Origin of the sequence: Flavobacterium sp. MK4S-17, assembly GCF_009848495.1 — a bacterium.
Lineage (GTDB): Bacteria > Bacteroidota > Bacteroidia > Flavobacteriales > Flavobacteriaceae > Flavobacterium.
Genome location: NZ_WWEP01000034.1, coordinates 1 through 12607, shown reverse-complemented (window position 1 = coordinate 12607; position 12607 = coordinate 1). Strand labels below are relative to the sequence as shown.

General features: G+C 40.7%; 11 protein-coding genes. 6 read left to right on the top strand and 5 right to left on the bottom strand.

Translation table 11 applies throughout. The annotated features are described in order from the left end of the window. Positions 1-19 precede the first annotated feature (19 nt). Positions 20-991, bottom strand: coding sequence for a tryptophan--tRNA ligase (gene trpS, locus GSF09_RS10875; protein ID WP_159801279.1), 972 nt, complete (start codon positions 989-991; stop codon positions 20-22). A 75-nt stretch (positions 992-1066) separates the two neighbouring features. On the opposite strand from trpS, the gene GSF09_RS10870 reads away from it, so the two are divergent. Then, on the top strand, positions 1067-1810 hold the full coding sequence (locus GSF09_RS10870; RefSeq protein WP_159801277.1) for a 1-acyl-sn-glycerol-3-phosphate acyltransferase: 744 nt from the start codon (positions 1067-1069) through the stop codon (positions 1808-1810). Between the two features lie 69 nt (positions 1811-1879). On the opposite strand, the gene GSF09_RS10865 is transcribed toward GSF09_RS10870, so the two are convergent. The 4 genes from GSF09_RS10865 to recA all read right to left on the bottom strand — a co-directional run bounded on the left by GSF09_RS10865 (position 1880) and on the right by recA (position 5572). After that, the gene (locus GSF09_RS10865) at positions 1880-3484 is read right to left on the bottom strand and encodes an outer membrane beta-barrel protein (protein WP_159801275.1); all 1605 of its coding nucleotides are present in this window, start codon (positions 3482-3484) and stop codon (positions 1880-1882) included. Then, on the bottom strand, positions 3477-4022 hold the full coding sequence (locus tag GSF09_RS10860) for an RNA polymerase sigma factor (protein WP_159801273.1): 546 nt from the start codon (positions 4020-4022) through the stop codon (positions 3477-3479). The genes GSF09_RS10865 and GSF09_RS10860 overlap by 8 nt, the downstream gene beginning before the upstream one ends. A gap of 22 nt (positions 4023-4044) precedes the next feature. Beyond that, the gene (locus GSF09_RS10855) at positions 4045-4476 is read right to left on the bottom strand and encodes a hypothetical protein (RefSeq protein ID WP_159801271.1); all 432 of its coding nucleotides are present in this window, start codon (positions 4474-4476) and stop codon (positions 4045-4047) included. 91 nt (positions 4477-4567) lie between these two features. After that, positions 4568-5572, bottom strand: a complete 1005-nt coding sequence (gene recA, locus GSF09_RS10850; protein WP_159801269.1) for a recombinase RecA — start codon at positions 5570-5572, stop codon at positions 4568-4570. A 109-nt stretch (positions 5573-5681) separates the two neighbouring features. Between recA and GSF09_RS10845 the strand changes: the two genes are divergently transcribed. The 5 genes from GSF09_RS10845 (at position 5682) to GSF09_RS10825 (ending at position 12603) form a co-directional block, all read left to right on the top strand. Then, positions 5682-6935, top strand: a complete 1254-nt coding sequence (locus GSF09_RS10845; protein ID WP_159801267.1) for a Shedu immune nuclease family protein — start codon at positions 5682-5684, stop codon at positions 6933-6935. A gap of 131 nt (positions 6936-7066) precedes the next feature. Further along, positions 7067-8428: a rhodanese-related sulfurtransferase gene (locus tag GSF09_RS10840; protein ID WP_159801265.1), complete on the top strand. Its 1362-nt coding sequence runs from the start codon at positions 7067-7069 to the stop codon at positions 8426-8428. A 223-nt stretch (positions 8429-8651) separates the two neighbouring features. Next, a complete protein-coding gene (locus tag GSF09_RS10835) occupies positions 8652-9818 on the top strand; it encodes a regulatory iron-sulfur-containing complex subunit RicT (RefSeq protein WP_159801263.1) in 1167 nt (388 codons plus the stop codon). After that, entirely contained in the window at positions 9805-10290 is a 486-nt protein-coding gene (locus tag GSF09_RS10830; protein WP_159801261.1) for a gliding motility lipoprotein GldH, read from the top strand. The genes GSF09_RS10835 and GSF09_RS10830 overlap by 14 nt, the downstream gene beginning before the upstream one ends. Before the next feature lie 6 nt (positions 10291-10296). Next, on the top strand, positions 10297-12603 hold the full coding sequence (locus GSF09_RS10825; RefSeq protein WP_159801259.1) for a penicillin-binding protein 1A: 2307 nt from the start codon (positions 10297-10299) through the stop codon (positions 12601-12603). Positions 12604-12607: the final 4 nt, after the last annotated feature.

The following is a 12607-nucleotide window of genomic DNA, read 5'->3' as shown; positions in this document are numbered from 1 at the left end:
AAACCTTCAGTGTGGCTTATTACATATAGCCCAGTTTTTCCCTTACCCTTTTTAGAACGGTATTGGCTGTAACCGCAGCTTTTTCTGCGCCTTTCTTTAAAAGCACATCCACTTCGGCAGGGTTTTCCATATAGTGGCGGTACTTTTCGCGCTCTGTTTTAAATTTATCGGTTATAAGCTCAAAAAGCGCCTGCTTGGCATGCCCGTATCCATAATTGCCACCTTCATAGTTCGTCCTCATTAATGAGGTTTGTTCTTCCGTAGCCAGCAATTTATAAATAGCAAACACATTGCAGGTATCAGGGTTTTTAGGTTCCTCAAGCGGTGTGCTGTCGGTCTCTATGGTCATTACCTGTTTGCGCAGCGGCTTGTCATCCTGGAATATATTAATATAATTATTGCGTGATTTACTCATTTTCTCACCATCTGTACCGGGAACTATTTTGGTAACATCGCTGGTAATAGCATCGGGCAGTACAAAAGTATCGCCCATCTGGTGGTTAAACCTCGAGGCTACATCACGTGTTATTTCAAGGTGCTGCAACTGGTCTTTCCCTACCGGCACAAACTCCGCATCATATAGTAATATGTCTGCCGCCATTAACATAGGATAGGTAAAAAGCCCTGCATTAACATCGGCAAGCCTGTCTGCCTTATCCTTAAAAGAATGTGCAAGTGTTAGCCTCTGGAAAGGGAAAAAGCAGCTTAAATACCAGGATAATTCAGCTGTTTGCGGCACATCGCTCTGGCGGTAAAAAGTTACCTTGTCAATATCAAGGCCAAAGGCAAGCCAGGTAGCAGCTACACTATATGTATTTTCCCTTAATGTTTTTCCGTCCTTTATCTGCGTGGCAGAGTGCAGGTCGGCAATAAAAAGGAAAGACTCATTTTCCGGTTTGTTAGCCATTTCAATAGCCGGTATTATAGCGCCTAAAAGGTTACCCAAATGCGGTGTGCCTGTACTTTGTACCCCTGTTAATATTTTAGCCATGTGCGTTAATGTAATTTTTTGCAAAGGTAGCGGTTTTACTAAAAAGATAGGCCGCTAATTCTTACATTTGGCATTATGAAAATATTCAGGATTATTTTCTGGCTGCTGTGGCGCATATGGTTTTATATACTGATGGGAGTACCTATTATAGTGCTTTCGCCTTTACTGCTGCTAACTATATCTTCAGAGAAAACCTATCCGCAGTTTTTTGTACTGGCAAGGTTTTGGGCAAAAATAATACTGGTAGGCATGGGCTTTCACTATAAAATTAAAAGGGAGCAGGATTTTGAAAAAGGCAAAAGCTATATGCTGGTAGCCAACCATACATCTATGACAGATATAATGCTTATGCTGGTTATTGCCAAAAACCCGTTTGTTTTTGTAGGTAAAAAGGAACTGGCCAAAATACCCATATTTGGTTTTTTTTATAAACGCACCTGCATTTTAGTGGACAGGAACAGCTCTAAGAGCCGTTTTGAAGTTTTTAAAAGGGCACAGGAAAGGCTTAACCAGGGACTCAGCATATGCATATTTCCGGAAGGTGGAGTGCCCGATGATGAAAATGTTGTACTGGATGAGTTTAAAGACGGGGCTTTCCGCCTGGCTATAGAACACCAGATACCTGTAGTACCCATGACATTTCCCGATAATAAAAAACGCTTTTCCTATACTTTTTTTAGTGGCAGCCCGGGTCGTATGCGTGCCTGTGTGCATAGGTTTGTGGAAACAAAGGGCTTAACACTGGACAATAAGCAGGAGCTTAAAGACAAAGTACGGCAAACCATTTACCACCAACTGCTAAGGTATCTTAAAAAATAAAAGCGCTCCCTGCTGAAGCGCTTTCACGTCCTTTCGGACTAATTTAAGCCTAACCAACCAAAGCTTAAACTAAAAACTAAAACTTATACCCGAGTAAAGGCCTACAAAATAGGGCTTAAAGTTACCCGAACCACTACTAAAGGTATTGACCTGGTATTTAAACATAGGTTCAAAATTTGCCTGAAATGACTTCCAGAACCTGTATTTAAAACCGAGGCCGACATTGGTACTAAAATGTATATCATTAAGGTTGCTGGCCTCACCAACGTTAGAGCCATAACCCTGTGCTGAAACTACGCTAACATTATTATCATTAAGGAAAAGTGTACTGATACCACCTATAACTTCTATGCCGAATTTTTTATTGACAAGGGCATAAGACATTTCCAGGGGAACTTCTATATATCCCATTTTTTGTATCATAGAGCCGTTAAATTTTTGTGCCGGCAACTGGTCGGCTACAAGCGTTTCCTTATCAGCACCCGAATTTTGTACCACAATATTGGCAGGCCTTGCAGCAGTTACATTGCTGGTTTGCCTTGATAGCGAAGCATAAAATTCAATACCTTCGGTAGAATAACTAAGGTTAACTGTATTAATGCCGGAACGCAGTGTAACCCTGTCGTTAAGTGCATACTGTAATCCTACACCAAAACTTAAGTCATTATCAAAGCTCTTGGAGTTTCCTGCCAGGCTGGGGTCTATGGGTGAGCCATTGGAAAGCGAGTTGTAAAAAACAGGTGCCAACTGTGGACGTATACCCCATTTTTCTTTTTTCATTGCCTCTGCCAAATCCTCTTTGCCTTCTTTTTTATCTCCTTTCAGCTTTTCATTCAATAGCTTTTCAAGCTCGTTTTCCTCAACAACGGTTGTGGTATCTATATCGGTTTTCGCTATAGTATTTTTAGTAAACCTTTTATCAGCAAAAAGCTTATTTTCTTCACTGCTATTAATAAGCTCATCGGCTTGCGTATTGCTTTCAGCATCACGATCAGAACCTGTATTGGCAATACCTTTTTCATTTGAATTAACGGTGTTGCCTGTGCCGGAAGAAGTATTATCTAAACCGGTTTTATCTTCAGGTTTAGTACTGGCTGCATTTTGGTAAGCTACAGCATCTCTGTTGCTTGTATGTGTAAGGCTGCCCTGATTATTGGAAGTATTTTCACGAACCGTTTTATTGGTTTTATGCTTACTGCCTTCTGCAACGGCATTAGTACCACCATTATCTAAAATATTCTTTTTGGATAAAGAATAGGTATTATTACCCTGCTTAACATCCTGCCCTTCATTCGGAATATTATTTTTGTTATTTTCCTGTGAAATAATGGCGTCTTCAGTTTTCTCAGCAGCACCTTTATCCGTAACAGAACCATTTGCGGGCAAAGGTTTAAGCACGGGAGAAATTTTGGTAGGGCTTTCCGTTTTACTTTCAGGCCCATCAGTAACTACAGGGTTTTCGGTGTCATTTTTAAAGAGCGGCCCTAACAGTGCTAAACCAATCAGCAGTAAAGCAGCAACGCCCGAAAGCCTGAACCATAGTGGTATAACCCTGCGTTTCTTTTTCTTTTGCAGTTCAGCTTCAATATTATTCCACACCTGTTCCTGCGGAAAAGCTTCAAAGTCCTTAAACTTTTCCTGGAACAGCCTGTCTATGTTCTTTTTTTCACTCATTTGCTGAATGTATATTTTTGCCCTGCTGAGCTTCAATCTTTTCCTTTAAAATCATCCTTGCGCGTGCAAGGTTAGATTTTGATGTGCCGGTGGTTATTCCCATCATATCGGCAATATCCTTATGCGAATAGCCGTCAATTACATATAGGTTAAAAACCATCCTGTACCTGTCGGGCAGTTCCTGAATAATAGAAACAAGAAAATCCATGCTTACGGATTCCGCCTCAATCTCCACTTCCTCTTCTTCGGGGAAGTTTTCATTAACCAGTTCAAAAACGCTTTCCGAACGGTACTTCTGCAATATATTGTTTACCATAACCCGCTTCGCCCATCCTTCAAAAGAGCCCTTAAACTGGTACTGGCCTATCTTCTTAAAAATAATCAGGAAGCCATCCTGCAGGTTATCTTCGGCATCGGCATAATTGCGCGAATATTTAAGGCATGCAGCAAACAGCTTCGGGGCCAAAAGCCGGTATAACTGTTCCTGTGCCTTTATTTTGTCTGCCTGACAATCCTTTATGATCTGATCTAAACCCAAAGGCTTCCATTTATTCTGGTTATTACTGTTCTACCGGCACTTCTACTTCAAGGAACTGCTGGTTGCCATTCGCATCCGCACCCTGATAAAATTTAAAAACATACGTTTGGTTATTATACTGCGGTGCGCATAAAAACTCAAACGAAGCCTTTTCAGGTGCATCAGTAGGCAATGGCTGGCACTCTGCATCCTCTATAACAATGGTTTGCACAGCTACTGTACGCGCATTGCCGTTAGCCTCATAGGCAAAGCCTTCAAAGTAATGGCAGTCATTGGGGCGCGTGTAGTATACATCAATAGTATATGTGCCTCCCCTTTCAAAATATTCAGGCATTTCAACAGAGGTTACCGGCACAAATTCCATATGGAACTGCAACCTGTCGTCGTCATTTAAAGAGCATGAAGAGAATGTAAATAAAGATAATGTAATAAACAGCAGCAACAGCTTTTTCATATTCAAATTGTTTTTCCTGTTAATTAGATGCATCTGTGGTAAAAAGGTTGCGCACAGTGTATAAAAAAACCCGATTGAATCGGGTTTAAATTTATGCGGAATGTTCCTTAATGGCATCTTTAATTTTTAATTCAAGCTCATCGGCCAGTTCAGGGTTGTCTTTAATGAGCGATTTAACCGCATCGCGGCCCTGCCCCAGCTTGGTTTCGCCATAGCTGAACCATGAGCCCGATTTCTTTATAATATCAAACTCCACGGCAAGGTCAAGTATTTCACCGGTTTTAGAAACTCCTTCGCCATACATAATGTCGAACTCGGCTGTTTTAAACGGAGGTGCTACCTTATTTTTAACTACTTTTACCTTAGTGCGGTTACCAATTACATTTTCGCCGTCCTTAATTTGTGCCGAACGCCTTATATCCAGCCTTACCGAAGCGTAAAATTTAAGTGCGTTACCACCTGTTGTAGTTTCAGGATTACCAAACATAACACCTATTTTTTCCCTAAGCTGGTTAATGAAAAATACGGTACAGTTTGTTTTGCTTATAGTAGCAGTTAATTTTCTTAGTGCCTGGCTCATTAAGCGTGCATGGAGGCCCATTTTGCTGTCGCCCATTTCGCCCTCAATTTCGCTTTTTGGCGTAAGTGCAGCAACCGAGTCAATAACCACAATATCTATGGCACCGCTGCGGATAAGGTTTTCGGCAATTTCCAGAGCCTGCTCACCGTTATCAGGTTGCGATATAATAAGATTTTCTATGTCAACGCCCAGCTTTTCAGCATAATTACGGTCAAAAGCATGCTCTGCATCTATAAATGCGGCAATGCCCCCGCCCTTTTGCGCTTCGGCTATGGCGTGCAGGGTAAGCGTGGTTTTACCCGATGATTCCGGGCCGAAAATTTCTATTATCCTGCCACGCGGGTAGCCGTTTACGCCCAGTGCAAGGTCTACACCCAGCGAGCCCGAAGGTATGGCTTCCACTTCCTCAACCGCCTGGTCGCCCAGTTTCATTACCGTTCCCTTGCCGTAGGCTTTATCCAGTTTATCCAGCGTTAGCTGTAATGCTTTTAATTTAGCGTCTTTATCTGTACTCATTTTGTGCTTTTATTTTCGTAAATATATTGCTTTTATTTGAGAGCGCAATGTAAGAAAATAATCTTATAAACTAAAATGTAAATGTTAAAGTTTTTTTAATATCTTTAAAATGAATATATTTTACATTATGATGAAACAGGTTAAAGAAACGGAAAAATTATTAATATTTGAAGAACTTAAAAAAGGTAAAATTATTACTTATAGACAGCATAAAGAAGATGTCGATAAGCATAAAATTGAAATATATACTAAAATAGAAGAAAATTTTTATTATCCATTTGAAGGTAATAGTATCAAAACCATTATTCTAAAGGGGTTTAATGAAATTCCTAATATTTTAAGTTCTTATGGTTATGGATTCACAGAGAGTTCACTTAATTCATTTTTTAAATATAAATTTATTAATCAAGCCATAGACACTTTAATTATTGTTGATGATTTCTATTTGAAGGGGAAATATAAAAAAAGTGAGATTGTTTTTAGTTTAGAAGATTTTGAAAATTTAATTACTTCTTTAAATCAAGAGCAGAGAGCATGTAATGATACAAAAACAATTTTAACATCAAATTTCATAATAGAAAATTATCCTAAAGTAGATTTAGAATATAAAGAAACTAATAATAATAAAAATTTAATATTAAGAAACCTTAATTCTAAATTAATTGAAAAATTGACTGCTGATGATGTTGAAAAATTTGGTCAATTTTATGTTGAGGCTACAAAAAAGTATACAAGGTCTGATATAGTGAAAAGAATGATAGTTGATTTGCAGAAAAATGCGCAATTAATTACTTTGCAAGAGATAATAAAAATTTATGAAAAATTATTAAAAGATGATCCAGCAGAAAGTGCATGGCAAACTTTTTTTAATAGTTATATAACACTATTCGATAATAGATATGCGTATAAGTTAGATTATAAAAATATAGCTACAGGAATAACAAAGTTTCCAGATCTTGTTCTTGTAGATATCTATGGCTATATAGATTTCTATGAACTTAAAAAGAGCGGTATGCCTTTATTGCAATTTGATAATAGCCATAAAACATATTATTGGTCAAAAGAACTTTCAAAAACAATTGCCCAAGCATCAGATTATTTGCAAAAAGCGAGAGAAAATAGTGTTAATTATGCAAAATCAATTAAGGAAGAGACAGCTACGGAGCATGATTCGGGATTAGATGTCAGTATTATTAACCCTCGAGCTATAATTGTTGCAGGAAGTACTAAAGAGCTTAATAACTCAAAGAAATTAAATCATTTCAAAAATTTACGAGAAAGTCTTAAAGATATTGAATTTGTACTATATGACGAGCTTTTAGACAGATTAAAAAATTTAGTTAACTTAATAAAATTAGATTGATGGGTTTAATTTTTGAGCATCATAGCCTAATAAGATTGCCCTATTCCCAAAAAATTATACCTTTGCACCACAATCCCGCCGATAGGGGTTGCGCAACATACTGAATTAATTTCTCACTTAACGTTTATAGCATGCAACTGTATAACACCTTAAGCGCAGAAGAAAGAGCCGAACTTATAGAGCAGTCCGGCAAGCAGCGCCTCACGCTGTCTTTCTACGCCTATGCGCAAATTGAAGACCCAAAACAATTTCGCGACGAATTATTTATTGCCTGGAACCCGCTTGAAGTACTGGGGCGCATTTATGTGGCCAAAGAGGGTATTAATGCCCAGCTTTCGGTGCCGGCCGATAATTTTTATGCGTTTAAAGACCATATAGAAACCTACCCTTTTATGAAAGGCATACGCCTTAATGTGGCGGTGGAGCAGGACGATATGTCGTTCCTGAAGCTAACCATAAAGGTGCGCAATAAAATTGTAGCCGACGGGCTGGACGATGCCTCGTTTGATGTTACCAACAAAGGGGTTCACCTTAAGGCAAAGGAATTCAACACGCTGCTGGACAACCCGGATACTATTGTGGTTGACTTCCGTAACCATTATGAAAGCGAAGTGGGGCATTTTAAAGGTGCCATTACGCCCGATGTGGATACGTTCCGCGAGTCGCTGCCGATTATAGAGGAACAACTAAAAGACCACAAAGAGGATAAAAACCTGCTGATGTACTGCACGGGAGGTATCCGCTGCGAAAAAGCCTCGGCTTTCTTTAAGCACAAAGGTTTTAAAAACGTGTACCAGCTTGAGGGCGGTATTATTGAATATACCCGTCAGGTAAAAGCAGAAGGGCTGGAAAGCAAATTTATAGGTAAAAACTTTGTGTTTGACCACCGTTTGGGCGAGCGCATAACCGATGATATTATTTCGCAATGCCACCAGTGCGGCAAGCCGTGCGATACGCATACCAACTGTGCCAATGAGGCATGCCACCTGTTGTTCATACAGTGTGAGGAGTGTGCCGCTGCTATGGAAGGCTGCTGCTCAACCGACTGCGTGGATGTTATCCACCTGCCGGAAGAGGAGCAAAAAGCAAGGCGCAAAGGTATTATGAAAGGCAATATGGTGTTTAAAAAAGGGAAATCGCCGGCACTTAAATTCAAAAAATCGGGTGATGCAGTTGGTGCGGTTGCACTGGCTTCGGCTCCTAAAAAAGGCATACGCAAGCGCGAGAGGAAAACACTTATAGGCAAAGCAGAACATTATTATACAAAAGCGGGCGTGGGCCAGTTTACTGTTGATAATGATGGTATAAAAACAGGCGACCGTATACTTATTGCAGGCCCTACCACCGGCAGGCAGGAACTGCTGGTTGATGGGATGCGGGTTAACGGCCAGCCGGGCGACACTGCCCAAAAAGGCGATAAGGTTACTATTAATGTGCCTTTCCGTGTGCGCCTTTCCGACAGGTTATACAAATTGCCTGAAACTAATGAATAATTTACAAGAACAATATTTAAAACCCCGGAATTTTCCGGGGTTTTGCATTTAATAACAGTATATGTAACTACTTATTTTATGCGCGTTTGCAATGTGCTGCAGGTATTGCGCAGGGACAAATGGGTTTTTCGGCTGTAACATAAAAAATACTATCTTTACCCACAAAAACGTTATTACAACAGAGTAGCGGAAAAAACCGCGACCATTATATATATTTAAAATTATGGCATGTACAAACTGTTCTACGGGATCCAAGGACGGGACACCCAGGGGATGCAAAAATAACGGGACCTGCGGAACAGACAGTTGCAACAAGCTGACTGTTTTTGACTGGCTTTCCAATATGAGCCTGCCGGGTGGGCAGGCACCTTTTGACTGTGTTGAGGTCCGTTTTAAAAACGGCCGCAAGGAGTTTTACAGGAATACCGAAAATATTTCATTAAGCATTGGGGATATAGTAGCCACCGAGGCTGCACCGGGACATGATATAGGTATAATAAGCCTTACCGGTGAACTGGTTAAGGTGCAAATGAAAAAGAAAGGGGTAAACCCTGATGGCGAAGTACCAAAAATATACCGCAAGGCATCACAAAAGGATATTGATGTGTGGCGCGAAGCCCGCGAACGCGAGGAACCAATGAAGGTTATAGCACGAGAACTGGCTATTCGCCTTAACCTTGAAATGAAAATATCAGACATTGAATTTCAGGGCGACGGGAGTAAGGCTACTTTTTACTATACCGCAAATGACCGTGTTGACTTCCGCCAGCTTATTAAGGATTATGCGCGCGAATTCAGTATAAGGATTGAGATGAAGCAGGTGGGCTTTCGCCAGGAGGCCGCACGCCTGGGCGGTATTGGCTCCTGCGGCAGGGAACTGTGCTGCTCCACATGGCTTACCGATTTCAGGAGCGTGAATACTTCTGCGGCACGATACCAGCAGCTTTCGCTAAACCCGCAAAAACTGGCAGGGCAGTGCGGCAAGCTTAAATGCTGCCTTAACTATGAGCTTGACACCTACCTTGATGCGCTGAAAGGCTTACCGGATATTGATACTAAAATTTATACCGAAAAGGGCGATGCTGTTTGCCAGAAGGTAGATATTTTTAAAGGGCTGATGTGGTTTTCCTATACTGATAATGTGGCACATTGGCACATGATTGAGGCTGCCCAGGTAAAAGAAATAGTAAGCTTAAACAAACAAAAAAAGCGTATTGCCTCCCTTGAGGAATATGTATTGGAAGTTGTATCTGAAACAGAGGAGAAGCAATACCATAATACTGTAGGACAGGACAGCTTAACGCGTTTTGATAAGCCTAAGAAAAAGAAAAGGAGTAATAACAACAACAAGAAAAGAAAACCGTCTAACGAGAAAAATGCTAAAAAGTAGCTTTTGGTTCCCGGTATTGGTACTGTGTTTGTGTTCTTGCGATAAAAACAGGGTGTTTGATGAATACAAACCGCTGAATGGCAAATGGCACAAAGACAGTATAGTATCCTTTGAATTTGAACAACAGGATACGGTATCTAAATATAACCTGTTTGTTAACATCAGGAACAACAATGATTATCCGTACAGTAACCTGTTCCTGATAGTGCAAATGCAGCAGCCCGGCACAAAAATTACTAAAGTGGATACACTTGAATACCAAATGGCAAACCCTGATGGTACCTTAATGGGGCAGGGCTTTACAGATGTAAAGGAAAGTAAGCTTTGGTACAAAGAAGATGTAAGTTTCCCAAAGCGGGGTAAATATATAATAAGCATAAGGCAGGCCATGCGGCAGTCAGGCAAAGTAATGGGTGTTGAAGAATTGGAAGGGGTAACCGAAGTAGGTTTAAGGATTGAGAATAAAGAATAAGCAGTTATGGCAAAAAATAACGGTAATAAAAATAACAGCCAGGATTTTTCTAAATATATAAAAGCATTTTGGAAAATATTTATTGCAGGTTTCCTTGCAATAGTCCTGTTTTTCCTTTTAGCTTCATGGGGTGCTTTTGGGCATATGCCTACTTTTGACCAGTTGGAGAACCCGGAGTCGAATGTGGCAACTGAAGTTATCTCAGCCGATGGAGAAACCATTGGTAAATTTTATCTGGAAAACCGTACACCTGTAAAGTTTGCCGACCTTCCCCCGCACCTTGTCAATGCATTGGTAGCTACTGAGGACGAGCGCTATTATGAACATTCGGGTATAGATGCACGCGGTACACTGCGTGCTGTTATGTCTTTTGGCGGCAGCGGTGGTGCCAGTACCATTACACAGCAGCTTGCCAAAAACCTTTTTCATGGCGAGGGTTCTAAAAACCTGATTGAGCGTATAGCGCAAAAAGCAAAAGAGTGGGTTATAGCGGTAAGGCTGGAAAGGCAATACACCAAGCAGGAAATTATAGCAATGTACCTTAATACAGTCGACTTTGTTAACCAGGCAGTAGGAATACGCTCTGCGGCAAAAACATATTTTGGTAAAGAGCCTAAAGACCTTACTGTAGAAGAAAGCGCTGTGATTGTTGGTATGCTGAAAAACCCGTCGCTCTACAACCCTGCACGTGAGTCCAGGAAAAAAATAGTACTGGACAGGAGAAATACCGTTTTAAGCCAAATGGAAAAAAATGGTTTCCTTAAACCTGAGGTTAAGGAAAAACTGGAAAAACTCCCTGTTAAACTAAACTTTAATCCGGAAAGCCATAATGAAGGTATTGCCACATATTTTAGGGAATACTTAAGGGATTTTATGAAAACCTGGGCAAAGGAACATCCTAAAGAAGATGGTAACGAATATGATATATACCGTGATGGTTTAAAAATATATACAACGATTGACTCCCGTATGCAAAAATATGCCGAGGAGGCAGTGCATGAGCACCTTGCGAACCTACAGGAAGAGTTTTTCATACAGCAGAAAAAAAATAAGAATGCACCGTTTATAAATCTTTCGGATGCCGAAACAAAGCGAATACTGGACAGGGCAATGCGCAGCTCTGAACGCTGGAGGATAATGAGTTCTAAAGGCAAAACAGAAGAGGAAATAAAAAAGTCATTCAACGTAAAAACTGAAATGACGGTGTTTACATGGAAAGGTGACAGGGACACTATCATGACGCCGATGGATTCAATAAGATATTATAAGCATTTCCTGCAAACAGGTGTTATGTCTATGGAGCCGCAAACCGGGCATATTAAAGCATGGGTAGGCGGTATTAACCATAAGCATTTTCAGTATGACCACGTTGCACAGGGTGCAAGGCAGGTGGGTTCTACCTTTAAACCGTTTGTATATGCCACGGCAATAGAGCAATTGCATTATTCACCGTGTGATTCTATTCTTGATTCGCCATTCAGTATGCCTAAAGGCAGGTATGGTATAGATGCCGACTGGCATCCGCAAAACTCTAATGGCAAGTATGCCGGAATGGTTACTTTAAAATATGCTCTGGCCCATTCTATAAATACTGTATCAGCGATACTTATAAATCGTGTTGGCCCCAAAGCAGTGGTAGATATGACAAAAAAGCTTGGAGTGAGTTCGGAAATTCCGGAACAGCCTGCCATAGCACTGGGTGCCGCCGAAATAACCGTTAGCGATATGGTTGCGGCCTACAGTACCTTTGCCAATCAGGGGGTTTATATAAAACCGCAGGTTATTTTAAGGATAGAAGATAAAAATGGAGTAGTACTATACCAACCGGAACCGTATTCTAAAGATGTGCTTAGTAAAGATGTGGCCTATGCTGTGGTAAAACTGCTCGAAGGCGTTACCGAAAGTGGTTCGGGTGCCAGGCTTAAGTGGGGCGGCAGTGGCGGTGCGGGCTATAACCGTATGACGGGCTATCCTTATGCTATTACTAACCCAATTGCAGGAAAAACAGGTACAACACAAAACCAGTCCGATGGTTGGTTTATGGGCATGGTACCTAACCTTGCAACCGGGGTTTGGGTAGGTAATGAAGACCGTTCGGCACATTTTAAAAGCCTGCTTTACGGGCAGGGCGCCACCATGGCATTACCTATATGGGGCTTATACATGAAAAAGTGCTATGCTGATGATGACATGACCTATAAAATATCGCAAAAGCCGTTTGAAAGGCCGGCGAATCTTTCAATACGTGTTGATTGTAACAAACCTGTCATAAAAGATACAACTGATATAGATATAGACGAATTTGATTTTTAATAAA

What these genes read in the sequence shown, in the direction of transcription:
- GSF09_RS10835 (WP_159801263.1), top strand. Translation starts at nt 8,652, where the DNA reads ATGGCATGTACAAACTGTTCTACGGGATCCAAGGACGGGACACCCAGG.
- GSF09_RS10830 (WP_159801261.1), top strand. Translation starts at nt 9,805, where the DNA reads ATGCTAAAAAGTAGCTTTTGGTTCCCGGTATTGGTACTGTGTTTGTGT.
- trpS (WP_159801279.1), bottom strand. Translation starts at nt 991, where the DNA reads ATGGCTAAAATATTAACAGGGGTACAAAGTACAGGCACACCGCATTTG.
- GSF09_RS10865 (WP_159801275.1), bottom strand. Translation starts at nt 3,484, where the DNA reads ATGAGTGAAAAAAAGAACATAGACAGGCTGTTCCAGGAAAAGTTTAAG.
- GSF09_RS10825 (WP_159801259.1), top strand. Translation starts at nt 10,297, where the DNA reads ATGGCAAAAAATAACGGTAATAAAAATAACAGCCAGGATTTTTCTAAA.
- GSF09_RS10870 (WP_159801277.1), top strand. Translation starts at nt 1,067, where the DNA reads ATGAAAATATTCAGGATTATTTTCTGGCTGCTGTGGCGCATATGGTTT.
- GSF09_RS10845 (WP_159801267.1), top strand. Translation starts at nt 5,682, where the DNA reads ATGAATATATTTTACATTATGATGAAACAGGTTAAAGAAACGGAAAAA.
- GSF09_RS10855 (WP_159801271.1), bottom strand. Translation starts at nt 4,476, where the DNA reads ATGAAAAAGCTGTTGCTGCTGTTTATTACATTATCTTTATTTACATTC.
- GSF09_RS10840 (WP_159801265.1), top strand. Translation starts at nt 7,067, where the DNA reads ATGCAACTGTATAACACCTTAAGCGCAGAAGAAAGAGCCGAACTTATA.
- recA (WP_159801269.1), bottom strand. Translation starts at nt 5,572, where the DNA reads ATGAGTACAGATAAAGACGCTAAATTAAAAGCATTACAGCTAACGCTG.